Annotated in this window: 13 protein-coding genes; 4 read left to right on the forward strand and 9 right to left on the reverse strand. The window is 71.6% G+C overall.

Going from position 1 to position 16,485, the window contains the following annotated elements; genetic code table 11:
• Positions 1–71 precede the first annotated feature (71 nt).
• From ACZ562_RS02750 to ACZ562_RS02785, 8 genes are all read right to left on the reverse strand, one after another.
• The gene (locus ACZ562_RS02750; RefSeq protein ID WP_471173452.1) at positions 72–1,091 is read right to left on the reverse strand and encodes a TIGR03842 family LLM class F420-dependent oxidoreductase; all 1,020 of its coding nucleotides are present in this window, start codon (positions 1,089–1,091) and stop codon (positions 72–74) included.
• 11 nt (positions 1,092–1,102) lie between these two features.
• Positions 1,103–2,506, reverse strand: a complete 1,404-nt coding sequence (gene hydA / locus ACZ562_RS02755; RefSeq protein WP_471173455.1) for a dihydropyrimidinase — start codon at positions 2,504–2,506, stop codon at positions 1,103–1,105.
• An 87-nt stretch (positions 2,507–2,593) separates the two neighbouring features.
• Positions 2,594–3,436, reverse strand: coding sequence for a nitrilase-related carbon-nitrogen hydrolase (locus ACZ562_RS02760; protein ID WP_471173458.1), 843 nt, complete (start codon positions 3,434–3,436; stop codon positions 2,594–2,596).
• Positions 3,437–3,639: 203 nt separating this feature from the next.
• Positions 3,640–5,205: a PucR family transcriptional regulator gene (locus ACZ562_RS02765; RefSeq protein ID WP_471173460.1), complete on the reverse strand. Its 1,566-nt coding sequence runs from the start codon at positions 5,203–5,205 to the stop codon at positions 3,640–3,642.
• A gap of 22 nt (positions 5,206–5,227) precedes the next feature.
• Positions 5,228–6,514, reverse strand: coding sequence for an aspartate aminotransferase family protein (locus ACZ562_RS02770; protein ID WP_471173463.1), 1,287 nt, complete (start codon positions 6,512–6,514; stop codon positions 5,228–5,230).
• A complete protein-coding gene (locus tag ACZ562_RS02775) occupies positions 6,511–7,353 on the reverse strand; it encodes a nitrilase-related carbon-nitrogen hydrolase (RefSeq protein WP_471173466.1) in 843 nt (280 codons plus the stop codon). The genes ACZ562_RS02770 and ACZ562_RS02775 overlap by 4 nt, the downstream gene beginning before the upstream one ends.
• Before the next feature lie 169 nt (positions 7,354–7,522).
• The gene (locus tag ACZ562_RS02780; RefSeq protein WP_471173469.1) at positions 7,523–9,067 is read right to left on the reverse strand and encodes a hypothetical protein; all 1,545 of its coding nucleotides are present in this window, start codon (positions 9,065–9,067) and stop codon (positions 7,523–7,525) included.
• 135 nt (positions 9,068–9,202) lie between these two features.
• A complete protein-coding gene (locus ACZ562_RS02785; protein WP_471173470.1) occupies positions 9,203–9,454 on the reverse strand; it encodes a helix-turn-helix domain-containing protein in 252 nt (83 codons plus the stop codon).
• A 32-nt stretch (positions 9,455–9,486) separates the two neighbouring features.
• On the opposite strand from ACZ562_RS02785, the gene map reads away from it, so the two are divergent.
• The 3 genes from map (at position 9,487) to ACZ562_RS02800 (ending at position 13,525) form a co-directional block, all read left to right on the forward strand.
• The gene (map, locus tag ACZ562_RS02790; RefSeq protein WP_471173472.1) at positions 9,487–10,272 is read left to right on the forward strand and encodes a type I methionyl aminopeptidase; all 786 of its coding nucleotides are present in this window, start codon (positions 9,487–9,489) and stop codon (positions 10,270–10,272) included.
• A gap of 428 nt (positions 10,273–10,700) precedes the next feature.
• Positions 10,701–10,841: a hypothetical protein gene (locus ACZ562_RS02795; protein WP_471173474.1), complete on the forward strand. Its 141-nt coding sequence runs from the start codon at positions 10,701–10,703 to the stop codon at positions 10,839–10,841.
• A 128-nt stretch (positions 10,842–10,969) separates the two neighbouring features.
• Positions 10,970–13,525, forward strand: a complete 2,556-nt coding sequence (locus ACZ562_RS02800; protein WP_471173475.1) for an ATP-dependent Clp protease ATP-binding subunit — start codon at positions 10,970–10,972, stop codon at positions 13,523–13,525.
• On the opposite strand, the gene ggt is transcribed toward ACZ562_RS02800, so the two are convergent.
• Positions 13,526–15,322, reverse strand: a complete 1,797-nt coding sequence (ggt, locus tag ACZ562_RS02805) for a gamma-glutamyltransferase (protein ID WP_471173477.1) — start codon at positions 15,320–15,322, stop codon at positions 13,526–13,528.
• Positions 15,323–15,441: 119 nt separating this feature from the next.
• Here ggt and ACZ562_RS02810 point away from each other — a divergent pair, with 119 nt between their 5' ends.
• A complete protein-coding gene (locus ACZ562_RS02810) occupies positions 15,442–16,200 on the forward strand; it encodes a hypothetical protein (RefSeq protein WP_471173478.1) in 759 nt (252 codons plus the stop codon).
• Positions 16,201–16,485: the final 285 nt, after the last annotated feature.

Below are 16,485 nucleotides of genomic sequence, written 5' to 3' on the forward strand. Positions count from 1 at the left end.
GCCCTGTGCCCCCTCCCCGGGACGGTGGGAAGGGGGAGATCAGGTGGGGGCTGGACCTACGGGGGCGGGGGTCAGCGGTTGAGGGCGGGGATCACCGTCGCCCCGTACGCGTCGATGGTGGCCTCCTGGGCGTCGTGCATGTCGTAGACGGCGAACTGGTCCACGCCCAGCTCGCGCAGCGCGTGCAGCTTCTCGATGTGCTTCTCGACGGGGCCGACGATGCAGAACCGGTCGACGATCTCGTCGGGCACGAACGCGGTGTCGGGGTTGTCGGCGCGCCCGTGGTGCGAGTAGTCGTACCCCGCGCGGGCCTTGATGTAGTCGGTGAGTTCGTCCGGGACGGCGGCCGAGTGCTCGCCGTACTTCGCGACCAGGTCGGCCACGTGGTTGCCGACCATCCCGCCGAACCACCGGCACTGCTCACGCGCGTGGGCGAGTGCCTCGGGCGAGTCGTCCTCGGTGACGTAGGCGGGTGCGGCGACGCAGATCTTCACGTCGGACGGGTCGCGCCCGGCCGCGGCCGCGGCGTCCTTCACCGCCTTGACCATGTACTCGGTGAGGTACAGGTCGGCGAGCTGGAGGATGAACCCGTCGGCTTCCTCGCCGGTCATCTTCAGCGCCTTGGGGCCGTACGCGGCCATCCATACGGGGAGTTCGGCACCCGGCTTGATCCACGGGAACCTGACGACCGTACCGCCGAGGTCGGCCTCGTCGCCGCGTCCCAGCGCCCGGATGACCTTCATCGCCTCGCTGATGCGGGCCAGGGTATTGGGCTTGCGGCCCGCCACCCGCATGGCGGAGTCGCCGCGGCCGATGCCGCACACGGTGCGGTTGCCGAACATGTCGTTGAGAGTGGCGAAGGTGGAGGCGGTGACCTCCCAGGTACGGGTGCCCGGGTTGGTGACCATCGGGCCGACCGTCAGCTTGCTGGTGTTGGAGAGGATCTGACTGTAGATCACGAACGGCTCCTGCCACAGCACGGCGGAGTCGAAGGTCCAGCCGTGGGTGAAGCCGTTGCGCTCGGCCCGCTTCATCAGGCTGACGACCTTCGAGGCCGGCGGGTCGGTCTGCAGGACGAGTCCGAAGTCCATGTGCGCCACTCCTAGTTGAGGTACTGACAGGTGGAGCGCGGGGTGTAGACGCCGTGACCCGCGCGTCCGGTGTACTCCCGCTCGGTGATGACGGGTTCGCCGCGCGAGAGAACCGTCTCGACGCGGCCGGTCAGGCGCTTGCCCTCGTACGCCGAGTAGTCGACGTTCATGTGGTGCGTCCCGGCGGAGACGACCTGTTCGGCGTGCGGGTCGTAGATGACGACGTCGGCGTCGGCGCCCGGGGCGATGGTGCCCTTCTTCGGGTACATGCCGAACATGCGCGCCGGGGTGGCGCAGGCGATCTCGATCCAGCGGCGGCGTGAGATGTGCCCGTCGACGACGGCCTGGTGGAGCAGGTCCATACGGTTCTCGACGCCCGGCAGACCGTTGGGGATCTTGGAGAAGTCGCCGCGGCCGAGTTCCTTCTGGCCCACGAAGCAGAAGGGGCAGTGGTCGGTGGAGACGACCTGGAGGTCGTTGGTGCGCAGGCCCTGCCACAGCTTGGCCTGGTGCTCCTTGGGCCGCAGCGGCGTCGAGCACACGTACTTCGCGCCCTCGAAGTCCGGCTCGGCCAGGTTGTCCGTCGACAGGAACAGGTACTGCGGGCACGTCTCGCCGAAGACGTTCAGTCCCTCGTCACGGGCCCTGGCCAGCTCGGCGACGGCCTCCATCGCCGAGACGTGCACGACGTACAGGGGCGCACCGGCGACCTGCGCGAGCCTGATGGCGCGGTGGGTGGCCTCGGCCTCCAGGAGCGCCTTGCGGACCTCGCCGTGGTACCTGGGATCCGTCTCCCCGCGCGCCAGCGCCTGCTCCACCAGGACGTCGATCGCGATGCCGTTCTCGGCATGCATCATGATCAGGCCGCCGTTCTCGGCGGAGCGCTGCATGGCGCGCAGGATCTGGCCGTCGTCGCTGTAGAAGACGCCGGGGTAGGCCATGAACTGCTTGAACGAGGTGACACCCTCCTCGACCAGCAGGTCCATCTCCTTGAGCGTGTCGCCGTTCACATCGGAGACGATCATGTGGAAGCCGTAGTCGATCGCGCAGTTGCCGTCGGCCTTGGCATGCCAGGCGTCCAGGCCCTCGCGCAGGGTGTGGCCGACGCTCTGCACGGCGAAGTCGACGATCGTGGTCGTACCGCCCCATGCGGCGGCCCGGGTGCCGCTCTCGAAGGTGTCGGAGGCGAAGGTGCCGCCGAACGGCAGCTCCATGTGGGTGTGGGCGTCGACACCGCCCGGGATGACGTACTTCCCGGTGGCGTCGATGGTCCGCTCGGCCGTCCAGGCCTCGGCGGCCGGCGTGCCGCTCGCGGCGAGCGCCGCGATACGGCCGTCCTCGATGAGGATGTCGGCGTGGATCTCGTCGGACGCGGTGATGACGAGACCACCGCGGATGACGGTACGGCTGCTCATGCGTTCACGCTCCGCTGGGTCGCAGTTGAATGGGTGCAGGTTGTCCGTGGTTCCCCGCGCCCCGCGGGGGGCGCGGGTACCGCCGGGTCACGGTGCGGTGAGCGGGGAGTACGCGTCGGGGCGGCGGTCGCGGTAGAACTGCCAGCGGTCGCGCACCTCGCGCAGCTTGGCGAGGTCCAGGTCGCGGACGACCAGTTCGGTCTCCTTGTCGCTCGCCACCTCCCCGACGAACTGGGCCTGCGGGTCCACGAAGTACGACGTCCCGTAGAAGTCGTTGTCGCCCAGGTCCTCGGCACCGACCCGGTTGATCGCACCCACGAAGTACTCGTTGGCGGCGGCCGCGGCCGGCTGCTCCAGCTGCCACAGGTAGGCGGACAGGCCGCGCGAGGTGGCCGACGGGTTGAAGACGATCTCGGCGCCCTCCAGACCGAGGGCGCGCCAGCCCTCCGGGAAGTGGCGGTCGTAGCAGATGTAGACGCCGATCCTGCCGGCCTTGGTGTCGAAGACCGGCCAGCCGCTGTTGCCCGGGCGGAAGTAGAACTTCTCCCAGAAGCCCGGCACCTGCGGGATGTGGTGCTTGCGGTACTTGCCGAGGTACGAGCCGTCCGCGTCGATCACCGCGGCCGTGTTGTAGAGGAGGCCGGGCTGCTCCTCCTCGTACATCGGCAGAACGAGGACGATGCCCAGTTCCCCGGCGAGCGCCTGGAACCGCTTGACGATCGGGCCGTCCGGGATCTGTTCGGCGTACTCGTAGAACGCCTTGTCCTGGACCTGGCAGAAGTACGGCCCGTAGAACAGCTCCTGGAAGCACAGGACTTGAGCGCCCTGCGCGGCCGCGTCGCGGGCCGCCTGCTCGTGTACCCGGATCATCGACTCCTTGTCGCCCGTCCATGCGGTCTGGAAGAGGGCGGCACGGATCACTGTGCTCATCGGGACCTCCGGTCGCTCGGTGTGCTGGGGCTCGCCCCAGGAGCGTAGAAAGTCCGAAAGCCTGCTTTGAGTTGCAGCGTGTCACGTGTGCGGGCGTGCGGCGTGCCACGGTGTCACCCTGTCGCGATCCCATGTCTCACCGCCGTTTTCCCAGGTCGTCCTGTGTTTCTCCGCTGTTTCCCGGCGTCACCCGCTCCGACGTGTCACGCCTGTTGCGCGTCGTGCGCGAGGAGCGCTATGTGCACCGACGCGGCCTGCTCGAAGTCGTCGAGGTCCACGCCGAGCCGCGTCTGTATCGCCTCCAGCCGACGGTAGAGCGCGGGCCGGGAGACGTGGTGGAGTTGCGCGGTGCGGGACTTGTTGCGGCCGGTGGCGAGGTAGGTCCGCAGCACGGCGAGCAGGTCCTCGCCGGCCCCGCACAGCAGTCCGTCCAGCTCCCGCTCCGCGAAGGACTGCACATGCGGATCGTCGCGCAGCAGCCGGATCAGGCCGCGCAGGTGGACATCCTTGAGACGTACGACGGGCGGGAGGTCCAGGGCGGCCGAGGAGTCGGCCACGGCGTCCGCGACGTGCTGCGCCTCGCGCAGGCCGGCCGGTACCTCGTCCCAGGCGGTGCGCGCGTGGGCCGCCGCCACCACGGTGTGCAAGGAGCCCGACTCCGAGCGCAGCCGGGCCGCGAAGTGTGCGGTGAGCGCCTGGTCGTCCTGGTCGCGGGCGAGGCTGAGCAGCACGGCGGTGGCGCCGTCCGCCAGTTCGGCGACGAGCCCGGAAAGGCCCAGCATGCGCAGCACCCTGTCGAGACGGTCCGCCTCCCCGTCGCGCACGACCAGCGGCACGAAGGTACGCCGGTTGACGGGCAGTCCGGCCGCGCGCGCCCGCGGCAGCAGCTGCCGCGCCGGTACGACCCCGGAGACAAGGTCGGTCAGCAGGCTCTGCGCGGACTGCTCCTCCCAGGTGTGCGCCGAGTTGCCGCCCAGCATGCGGTGCAGGACGAGGGCCTCGGCGGCGCGGTCGGCGAGCAGGCGTCCGGCGGCGGTGCCGCCCCGGTGGCCGCACAGCACGATCTGGCCCCAGCGTTCGCCCCGTCCGCCGAGCTCGGCGCGGATCCAGCCGTCGCCCTCGCTGCCCCCGGCCTGGCGGGCGATGCGCTCCCAGTCGCGCAGCACGTCGTCGACCGCCGGCCGCTCCCCCGCCGTGGCGAGGACGCGGTGGGCGAGGTTGGTGACGACGACCGGGCAGGCGCTGTGCTGGGCGACCTCGTCGAGCAGCCGTTGCAGTGGGGCGCCGGCGGTGATGAGTCCGGTGAGCGCGGTCCGTACCTGCTCGGAGAGACTCACGGCCGCGAACTTCCGCCGCACCAGCCGGGACTGGACCTCCTCCGTCAGCTCGGCGAAGGGGAACGGCCGGTGCAGGACGACCATCGGCAGACCGCAGCGCTCCGCGGCCCGGCGCATCACGTCCGGCGGGGCCGGGAAGGCCCGGCCGAGGCCGAGGACGACGGCGGCCGCCTCCGCGCGGTGCAGCGACTGGACGTACTCGGCCTGCGCGCCCTCGTCGCCGGCCAGCAGCACCCCGGTGGTGAGGACCATCTCGCCGCCGCTGAGCATCACGCCGACGTCGGGGGCCTCGGCGACGTGCACCCAGCGCACGGGCCGGTCGAGCTGGCTCGCGCCGGCCACCACCTCGGGCTCCCCGGCGAGCACCCGTTCCAGAGTGAGGACCTGACGGACCGACAGGGTCGGCTCCAGGGGCTCCAAGGTGGTGGTCATGCTGTTTCCCTTGCTGTGGGACCTACTGGGCGCTGCTCCTCAGAGCGCGTTCGAGGATCGCCGCGCCCTCCTCCGCCTCCGCCACGGTGAGGGACAGCGGAGGGGCGATGCGCAGGGCGCTGGTGTTGTGACCGCCGCCCTTGCCGATGAGCAGCCCGTCCGCACGGGCCGCTTCCAGCACGGCGGCCGCGGTGTCCGGGGCGGCCTCGTCGGTGCCGGGTCCGACCAGCTCGACGCCGATCATCAGGCCCCGGCCGCGCACCTCCCGTACGCCGGGAACCTGGGCGGCGACGGCCCGCAGTCGCTCGATGAGCAGTCCGCCCACGCGCCGGGCGTTGCCCTGGAGGTCGTGTTCCAGCAGGTACGCCAGGTTCGCGAGGCCCGCAGCCATGGTGATCTGGGTGCCGCCGAACGTCGAGATGCTGTTGGCGTCCAGGCAGTTCATGATCTCGGCGCGGGCGACCACTCCGCCGATGGACATGCCGTTGCCGATGCCCTTGGCGAAGGTGAGCATGTCCGGCGGACCGTTCTGCGCGTGTGCCTGCCAGCCCCAGAAGTGGTCGCCGGTGCGGCCCCAGCCGGTCTGCACCTCGTCGGCGACCCACAGGATGCCGCGCTCGTGGAGCACCTCGCGGAAGGCCGCGTACAGGCCGTCCGGGGGCGAGGTGAAGCCGCCGACGCCCTGCACTGGCTCGGCGATCAGGGCCGCGGGCGGGCGGGTGTGGCCGAGCAGGTCCTCGAGGTCGTCGACGCAGGCCGCGATGAAGTCGTCGTCGGAGAGCGAGGCGTACGGGCCGCGGGTGCGGACGCCGCCGTGGACGTAGAGCGTCTGCAGCGGGGACAGCGAGGTCGGGGACCAGCCGCGGTTGCCGGTGATCCCGACGGCGCTGAAGGAACGGCCGTGGTAGCTGTTGCGCATCGCGAGGACGGTGTTGCTGCGGCGGTACGTCGTCGCGAGCAGCAGGGCCGTGTCGTTGGCCTCGGTACCGGATGTGGTGAAGAAGACGCGTGCGTCCGGGATGCCGCTCAACTGGGCGACGCGTTCGGCGAGTTCGACCATGGGCCGGTTGAGGTAGAGCGTGGAGGAGTGGATGATCCGCCCGGCCTGCTCGCTCACCGCCTTCGTCACTTCGGGCAGCGCGTGCGCGGTCATCGTGGTGAGGATGCCGCCGAAGAAGTCGAGGTACTTGTTGCCGTCGGCGTCCCAGACGTGGCGGCCCTCGCCGTGCGTGATCTCCAGCGGCTCCCTGTAGTAGAGGGCGAGCCAGTCGGGCAGGACGCCCCGGTGGCGTGCGTACAGGTCGCTCACGGCTGCACCAGCCCTTCGTAGGCGTCGGGGCGGCGGTCACGGTAGAAGGCCCACTGCTGCCGCACGTCCTCGATGAGGTCGAAGTCGAGATCACGGACGACGAGTTCCTCGGTCTTGTCGCTGGCGACCTCGCCCACGAACTGGCCGCGGGGGTCGACGAAGTACGACGTGCCGTAGAAGTCGTTGTCCCCGTACTCCTCGACGCCGACACGGTTGATCGCGGCGACGAAGTACTCGTTGGCGACGGCGGCCGCGGGCTGTTCGAGGCGCCAGAGGTGGGAGGAGAGTCCGCGGTGGGTGGCGGACGGGTTGTAGACGAGCTGGGCTCCGTTCAGGCCGAGTTGCCGCCAGCCCTCCGGGAAGTGACGGTCGTAGCAGATGTAGACGCCGACCTTGCCGACGGCCGTCTCGAAGACGGGCCAGCCGACGTTGCCCGGCTTGAAGTAGTACTTCTCCCAGAAGCCCTTGACCTGCGGGATGTGGTGCTTGCGGTACTTGCCGAGGACGGTGCCGTCGGCGTCGATCACAGCCGCGGTGTTGTAGTAGAAGCCCGGCTGCTCCACCTCGAAGACCGGGACGACGATCACCATGCCGGTCTCGCGTGCCAGTTCCTGCATACGGCGCGTCGTCGGTCCGTCGGGCACCGGCTCGGCCCAGCGGTAGTGCTCCGGCTCCTGGACCTGACAGAAGTAGGGGGAGTTGAACACTTCCTGGAATCCGATGATCTTCGCGCCCTGCCGGGCCGCCTCGCGGGCGTGTTCCTCGTGTTTCGCCACCATGGACTCGGTGTCGCCGGTCCAGGTGGCCTGGACCAGAGCGGCACGTACGACGTCGGCCATGAGCTGCTCCTTCGACGGGACCCCAGAGCCTCTACGCCCGTAGACACGATCGTAGAGGGACGAACGTAAGCCTCCGGGAGAGCCTTGCCAAGACCATTGTCGTCAACCCGCGGAGTCGATCACGTTTCACACTCCTGAGGGTGAGCCGCAGGGCCGATCAGGCGGCGGGTCAGGCGGTGAAGCCCGCCACCCGGAGAGCGTGGACGAGGTCCCAGTGGCACTCCTCCGATGCCCGCCGGGCAGCCTCCAGCAGGAGTGGGACGAGCGTCTGCGGGTCGGGCCCGGCGCTGCGGGCCGCCTCCTCGGGGGTGCGGACGCGGACGTACGCGTCGAGCAGTGCGCGGGCCTCGCGGCGGCGGCCCTCGGCGGCCAGCGCCAGTACCGCATGGCCGATCTCTGCGGCGGGCCGTGCCACGCCCTGCCGCAGGATCTGCTCCCCGTCGGCGCCGAGCCCCGCCTCGACGAGTGCGTCGGCCGCGGCGACCAGCCGGTCGGCGGGCAGTGAGGCGGCCTCCCACAGCAGGGTCGCCCAGTCGGCGCCGAGCCCGGCCCGCTGCATCTCGGTGGCGAGCAGCGGGAAGCGGGCGGCGGGCCAGTACGCGGCCTCCACCAGCAGCACGTGGGCCTCGCCGCTGCGGCCCTCGGCGCGCAGCCGTACGAGCGTCTCGACGGTGGCGACGATCTCCCGCCGCGCCGCCGCGTCCACCGGCTCGGCCTGCGGCTGTGGCCGCTCGTCCGCCTCTGCGGCCCCGGCGAAGCGCGCGCCGCGCGGGGTGCGGCCGGTGACGGCGGGCGTCGCGGGTACGACGGGTGCGGCCCCGGCCGGTACGACGGCGGGGGCGGCCTCCTCCTCGGCGATCCCGGCGAACCGGGCACTGCCGCGGCGACGCTTTCGCTGCTTGGGGGCGGGGGCGGGCTCAGGTGAGGCGGAGGGCCGGGCGTCGTGGCCGGCGGGTGCGGGGTGAGGGGAGACGTACTCGCCGGCCATGCCGTGGGCGGTGGCGTCCCCGGGGCCGGACCGTCCCTGGGGGTCGTTCGGGCCGGCAGCGCCCGCACCGGCGTCGCGCTGCCGCGGCATGCCGGGGAACCCGGTCTCGTACGAGCCGCGCCCGCCCGCGGGTACGGCGGCCGGCGCGAAGACGTCGTCCACATGGTGCACCGAGCCGCCCGGGTCCCGGGGGGAAGCCTGCGCCTGTCCGCGGGCGGTACGCCGGTCCAGTTCCTCCATCCGCGCGCGGAGTTCGGCGCACCGGCGGGTCGCCCGCTCGCGGTCGTCGCCGGCCCAGGCCAGATCGAGACGGATGGCTTCGGCGTCCTCCTGGGTGGCGGCGGAGGCGAGCAACCGGCCCAGTTCCGCCTGCCGGTCGGCGGCGTACCGCTGCTCGCGGAGCATCACGTCGAACCGGTCCCTGAGGGCGTCCCGCCCGCCGGGCCGGGCGTCGTGGGCGGCGAGCGCGGCGGCGTGCAGAGCCCGGGCCCGCTCCGCCTCCGTGGCGGCGGCTGCGGGGCCGTATTCTCCGGCGAGGTCCTGCAGGAGTGACTCCACGACGTCCCACGGCGGTACTTCACGGCCGTCCAGGCACGCCTGCATGCCGTCGGGGTCGCGCTGCCAGAACACGGCGCACCAGCCGCCGCGCTGATCCAGACGCGTCAGCAGACCGTCCAGGTGGTTCGCGAACTCCCGCACTCGACCCGGGAGTTGATCAACAGCCATTGCCTGACTCCCGCCTGACTGGAGCACTCCGTTTCCGTAGGCAACACCAGCCGTGTTACGAACAGGCTACAGACAGTTTTCAACGGGACGGCAGTGACCGCTCGTGACGCGATCTTGACCATTGAGCTGACCGCGTCACACGGCCGCGAGCACGCACTCCCCGGCCAGTTCGTCCATGGACAGACCGAGGGCCCGCGCCAGGGCGGCCACGGTGAAGAAGGCCGGGGTCGGCGCCCGGCCGGTCTCGATCTTCCGCAGGGTCTCGGCGGAGATGCCGGCGCTCGCCGCGACGTCCGTCATGCTGCGGCCGCCGCGGGCCTCGCGGAGCAGCCGTCCGAGCCGCTCGCCGCGTTCGCGTTCTTCGGGGGTCAGTGGGGTGCGCACCATGCCGTCATTCTAATACCGGTATAGTAATTGGCATGATGGAGCTGAAGACGGATACATCGATCGATGCCATGTACGAGGCGGGGCAGGTCGTCGGCCGGGCCCTCACGGCCGTACGACAGGCCGCCGACGTGGGCATGTCCCTGCTGGAGCTGGACGAGATCGCGCACGACGTGCTGCGCGCCGCGGGCGGCACGTCGCCCTTCCTCGGCTACCGGCCCTCGTTCGCCCCCACCCCCTTCCCGGCGGTCGTCTGCGCCTCCGTGAACGACGCGATCGTGCACGGCATCCCGGACGGATACCGGCTGCGCGACGGCGACCTCGTCTCCGTGGACTTCGGCGCGGAACTGGACGGCTGGGTGGGCGACTCGGCGATCAGCTTCGTCGTGGGCACCCCGCGCCCGGCCGACGTACGGCTGATCGAGACCGCCGAGCGTGCGCTCGCCGCCGGCATCGAGGCGGCCGTCGTCGGCAACCGCATCGGCGACATCGCCCACGCCATCGGTTCGGTCTGCCGCGCGGGCGGATACGGCATCCCGGACGGCTTCGGCGGCCACGGCGTCGGGCGCCGTATGCACGAGGACCCGCCGGTCCCCAACGAGGGGCGCCCGGGGAGGGGGCTCCCGCTGCGGCACGGCATGGTGCTGGCGATCGAGCCCATGCTGATCGGCGGCGGTGACGACGGCTTCCACGCGGCCCCCGACGGCTGGACCCTGCGCACCGACGACGGCTCCCGGGCCGCCCACGTCGAACACACGGTGGCGATCACCGAGTCGGGGCCGCGCATCCTCACGGCCCGGCACGAGGCCCGTACGGGCTGACCCTCGTACGCCCCCTCGGCAGGACCGCTCACACCGGCCCGCACCCCCGCGTCACCCCGCCGCATGCGCGTCAGGAGCGGCACCCGGGCCGACGCCGGCCGGATCGCCGCCCCGCACACCCGCAGCCGGCGCAGCGCCCGCGCCACGCGCATGCCCGCCGGCTGTCTGCACGGCCCGCTCGCCGGGGAGCATGCCGAGAAGTGGCGGGCGCACGGCCGCCCGCTCGATCGACCGCTTTGGCCTTGCTGCTGCACACGCCAGACCCCGCTCGCCGGCGTTGACGAGGCACAGCGGCTTTCCTCCGAAACCTGATCCGGCGGACCGGCCCTGGCCGCCGCCTGCTGCGCCGCGGCTTCGCCTGGGCGGCGGCCGCGCATCCGGGCCGGGGCGCCTTCCTGGAGGTGCTGCGGGGCAACGATCGTGCGATCGTGTTCTACGAGCGCCAGGGCGGCCTGCGCACGGCCGAGCGCCCGCTGCGGCTGGCCTCGGGCCTCGTGCTGGACGAGATCGAGTACACGTGGCCCGCCCCTCGCGTGGGCGACCTGGCCGAGGACGAGCCACAGGTGTAATCGGTACACGTCCGGGCACCCGCGTCCGCACCGGCACGACGTCGATCAGCACGCGTCCCGGGCCTCCCCAGGGTCTCGACTTCGTCCGGACGGGGAGGCACCCCTTCGGGACGCCGGATGGGAACGCCATGACCAGCGGCTTCAACGGCCCAGAGGGCTACGACCCCTTCGGAGAATTCCTCGCCCGCTACTTCGGCGGCCCGCGCCCCGGCCCCCGCCAGATCGACATGGGCCGGCTGCTCAGTCAGCCGGCCAGGGAACTCGTCCGCGGCGCCGCCCAGTACGCCGCCGAACACGGCAGCCGTGACCTGGAGACCCAGCATCTGCTGCGCGCCGCGCTGGCCACCGAGCCGACCCGGAGCCTGCTCAGCCGGGCCGGCGCCGACCCCGACTCGCTCGCATCGGAGATCGACGAGCGCTCCGGCCCGGCCCAGCACAGCCCGGAACAGGCCCCGCCCCCCACCGCGCTGTCCCTGACCCCGGCCGTCAAACGCGCCCTGCTGGACGCGCACGACCTGGCGCGCGCCAGCGGTGCCGGTTACATCGGCCCGGAGCACGTGCTCAGCGCGCTTGCCGCGAACCCCGACTCGGCGGCCGGACACATCCTCAACGCGGCCCGCTTCGCGCCCTCCGGACCTCCCGAGGCTGCCCCGGACGTGACGCAGCCCCGCAGTGAACGGCCCCGCACCACGGGCACGCCCACCCTGGACAAGTACGGGCGCGACCTCACCGACCTGGCCCGGCAGGGCCGCATCGACCCGGTGATCGGGCGGGAGGAGGAGATCGAGCAGACCATCGAGGTGCTCTCCCGCCGCGGCAAGAACAACCCGGTGCTGATCGGCGACGCGGGCGTCGGCAAGACCGCGATCGTCGAGGGCCTCGCCCAGCGGATCGCCGACGGCGACGTGCCCGACGTGCTCATCGGGAGGCGGGTCGCCGCCCTGGACCTGACGGGCGTGGTCGCGGGCACCCGCTTCCGGGGTGACTTCGAGGAGCGGCTGAACAACATCGTGGGCGAGATCCGCGCCCACTCCGACCAGTTGATCGTCTTCATCGACGAACTGCACACCGTCGTGGGCGCCGGCGGGGGCGGCGAAGGCGGCTCCATGGACGCCGGGAACATCCTCAAACCGGCCCTGGCGCGCGGCGAGCTGCACATCGTGGGCGCCACCACGCTGGAGGAGTTCCGCCGGATCGAGAAGGACGCGGCGCTGGCCCGCCGCTTCCAGCCGATCCTGGTGCCCGAGCCCACCGTCGCGGACGCGGTCGAGATCCTGCGCGGGCTGCGTGACCGCTACGAGGCCCACCACCAGGTCCGCTACACCGACGAGGCGCTGGTGGCCGCGGTCGAGCTGTCCGACCGCTATCTCACCGACCGGCGTCTGCCGGACAAGGCCATCGACCTGATCGACCAGGCCGGCGCCCGGGTGCGGCTGAGTGCCCGGACCAAGGGCACGGACGTACGGGCCATGGAGCGCGAGGTCGAGCAGCTGACCCGGGACAAGGACCAGGCGGTCGCGGACGAGCAGTACGAGCAGGCCACGCGGCTGCGCGACCGGATCACGGAGCTGAAGCAGCGGATAGCCGAGGCCACCCACGAGGACGAGGCGGACGAGGGACAGAACCTGGAGGTGACCGCCGAGGCGATCGCCGAGGTGGTGTCCCGGCAGACCCACATCCCGGTCAGCAGCCTCACCGAGGAGGAGAAGGACCGTCTGCTCGGTCTGGAGGCACACCTGCACCACCGGGTGGTGGGCCAGGACGAGGCGGTCCGCGTGGTCGCCGACGCGGTACTGCGCTCCCGGGCCGGTCTGGCCAGCCCCGACCGGCCCATCGGCAGCTTCCTCTTCCTGGGCCCGACCGGCGTCGGCAAGACCGAACTGGCCCGTGCGCTCGCCGAGGCGCTGTTCGCCAGCGAGGAGCGCATGGTCCGCCTGGACATGAGCGAGTACCAGGAACGGCACACCGTCAGCCGCCTGGTGGGCGCCCCGCCCGGATACGTCGGCCACGAGGAGGCCGGCCAGCTCACCGAGGTGGTGCGCAGGCACCCGTACTCGCTGCTCCTGCTCGACGAGGTGGAGAAGGCGCACCCGGACGTCTTCAACGTCCTGCTCCAGGTCCTGGACGACGGGCGGCTGACCGACGCCCAGGGCCGCACGGTCGACTTCACCAACACGGTCATCGTGATGACCAGCAACCTCGGCTCCGAGGCGATCACCCGGCGTGGCGCCGGGGTCGGTTTCGGGGCGGGCGGCACCGAAGCCGACGAGGAGGCGCGGCGCGAGCAGATCCTGCGGCCGCTGCGCGAGCACTTCCGGCCCGAGTTCCTCAACCGCATCGACGAGATCGTCGTCTTCCGCCAGCTCACCGGCGACCAGCTGCGGCAGATCACCGACCTGCTGCTGGAGAAGACCCGGCGCCTGGTGCAGGCACAGGGCATCACGGTCGGGTTCACCGACGCCGCCACGGTCTGGCTCGCCGAGCGGGGCTATCAGCCGGAGTACGGAGCCCGCCCGCTGCGCCGCACCATCCAGCGGGAGGTCGACAACCAGCTCTCCCGGCTCCTCCTGGAGGGCCGCATCAAGGAGGGCGGCCGGGTGACTGTGACCGTCGAGGACGGGCGCCTCGCCTTCCGCACGCAGGACACGCACAGCGCGGAAGACGCGACGCCCGCCCCGCAGTGATCAGGGCGCCGGGTACACGACCATCGCCGAGCCGCCGCCACGCCGTACCTTCTCGGCGGCGGCCAGCCACTTGCCGTTCGGCAGCCGCTGCACCCCGGTCGCCGCGCCGATCTCGGCATTCGCTCTGAAGGAGTGCCCGACGGCCTCCAGCCGCGTCCTCAAGTCGCTGTTGTAGAGACCGGGTTCGAGCTCCGTCTGGGCCGCGTTCCGCTGGCTGGCGCGCGGCGCGGCGATCGCGTCGACGAGCGGGAGGCCGCGGTCCAGGAAGCCGGTCAGGGTCTGCAGGACGGTGGTGATGATGGTCGCGCCACCGGGCGACCCCAGGGCCACCACCGGCCTGTTGTGCTTGTCCAGCACGATCGTGGGCGAGATGGAGGACCGCGGGCGCTTGCCCGGTCCCGGCAGGTTCGGGTCGTGGACGGCCGGGTTGGCGGCGGTGAAGGAGAAGTCCGTCAGTTCGTTGTTGAGGATGAACCCGCGGCCGGGGACGGTGATGCCGCTGCCGCCGGTCTGCTCGATGGTGAGCGTGTAGGCGACGACGTTGCCCCACTTGTCGGCCACGGTCAGATGCGTGGTGTTCTCGCCCTCGTACGTCGTCGGGGCCGCCGTGCCGCGGGAGGCGCAGGCCGCCGGGTCGCGTGGGTCACCGGGCGGGACCGGGCTGGTGAGCACCGCGTCGTCCTTGATGAGGCAGGCCCGCGAGTCGGCGTACTTCTGCGACAGCAGCTCCTTGGCCGGTACGTCCTCGAAGGCGGGGTCGCCGAGCCAGCGCCCCCGGTCCGCGAACGCGATCCGGCTCGCCTCGATGTAGCGGTGCAGGTACGTGACCTCGCTCGCCTTCGAGAGGTCCGTGTTCTCGAGGATGTTGAGGGCCTCGCCGACGGTCGTGCCGCCGGAGGAGGAGGGCGCGATGGAGTAGACGCCGAGGCCGCGGTACGAGGTCCTGGTGGGCGCCTGGAGTTTGGCGCGGTAGGCGGCCAGGTCCTTCTCGGACAGCGTGCCCGGGCGGGCGTTCCAGCCGGACGCCGGGTCCACCGGCGGGTTGTTGACCGTGTCGACGATGTCGTCGCCGAGGTCTCCCCGGTAGACGGCGCGGACGCCCTTCCTGCCCAGCTCCTCGTAGGTTCGGGCGAGATCCGGGTTCTTGAAGGTGGAGCCCACGACGGGAAGCCGACCGCCCGGCAGGAACAGCTCGGCGGTGTCGGGGAAGTAGCGGAAGCGGGTTTCGTTGGCGGCGGTCTGCGTGCGGAAGGTGTCGTCGACGGTGAAGCCGTCCCGGGCGATCCGCTCGGCGGGTCTGAGGACGCTTCCGAGCTTCCTGCTGCCCCACTTGTCCAGCGCCGTCTGCCAGGTGGCGGGCGTGCCCGGGGTGCCGACGCTCAGGCCGCTGCTGACGGCGTCGGCGAAGGCGAGCGGCTTGCCGTTCTCCACGAAGAGGCCGGAGTCGGCGGTCAGGGGTGCGGTCTCGCGGCCGTCGATCGTGTGCACCGTGCGGGACTTGGCGTCGTAGTAGACGAAGTAGCCGCCTCCGCCGATGCCGGAGGAGTAGGGTTCGGTGACACCGAGCGCGGCGGCTGTGGCGACGGCCGCGTCGACGGCGTTGCCGCCTTTCCTGAGGACCTCGATCCCTGCGGCGGAGGCGTCCGCGTCGACACTGGCGACCGCGCCTCCGTAGCCGACGGCCACCGGTACCTTCTCAACTGCTGTGTCATGAGCGGTGGGTGGCGCGGCACCCACCGACACCACGGCGGCCGAGACCGCCAGTACCGACAGCTTCCGCGCGACAGGGCGACGCATGCGCACCTCCAGTCAGAGACCGTCCGCGCAGCCTATGCCATCACCTGAAGCCACGTCAGGAGCGCCGGGCGAGGCCGTCTCGAACACGGGTTTGCCTTCGCCCGCTACCATGCGCGCCCATGAACGACGACGTGCGCAACATCGTCCTGGGCGTGGTGGCCGCAGGCCTCAGTGCCATGCTCGGCTGGCTGGCTCGCACCTACCTGTGGAAGCGGAAGCTCCGCCGGAAGCAGGCCTTCTTCGGGCTGCCCGACAACTCGGAGTCATTGCTGGTGGTGAGCCGCGACGCGGGCAGCCCCGATCTCGCGGTGCACCGCTACGACGTGTTCGCGCTCCTGGAGCTCTCCGCGCTCATCAAGGACTGCGGCGCGCATGCCGAGGTGATCACCCAGGACGCGGCCCGGCAGGGCTTCGGAGAGCGGACGGAATTCTGCGTCGGCGGCCCGGCGGCGAACCGGCGGATGGCGGCCCACATGCACGCCATGCTGCCCGGCGTGCGCGTGAACACCGACCCGGAACCGGGCCCGGACAAGCTGGCGTTCCAGATCGGCAGCGACCGCCACCGCATGGAAGCCGGCCTGACCGAGTACGTGCTGCTGGCGCGGCTCACGGCCGGGCAACCCGGCCTGAGCCGGCCGGTCTTCCTGTTCTGTGGCCAGCGCGCGATCACCAACCAGGCCGCGACGCGTTATCTGGCCCGCAACCATGAGCGGCTGGCCCGCAAGTACGGCAACGACTCGTTCGTGCTCCTGTTGAAGGTGGTCAACTCGCAGGCGTACGGCCCGGACGTCGTCGAGCTCGTCGGGGATGTGACGCGCGCGGCACAGGCACCCCTGCCGACGCCCGCTGTTCCCCGCAACTCGCACCGCGCCTCTTGAGTTCTCCCACGCTTCGATGCCTCTCCGGGGCGCCACGGGTGCGCGGTGGACGCCCGCGACGCGACGGTCCCGCCCTCACCCTCTCGGGTCGCGGTCGGGGTCGGGGTCGGGAGAGAGACCGGATGCTCCGATGCGTGGGCGAGCTCGCTGCCGGGCGCGTGGACCGCGTGTTTGCCGCGCTTGCCGTCGGCGCGGGTTCGGTACTGGACGGGAGTTGAGCCGACAACATCGTTACCCCCACGTAACTTACCCACGGGTTACCTCCGGTAAGCGGCCGAGGTTACC

Source organism: Streptomyces sp. NPDC040410 (genome assembly GCF_055595715.1).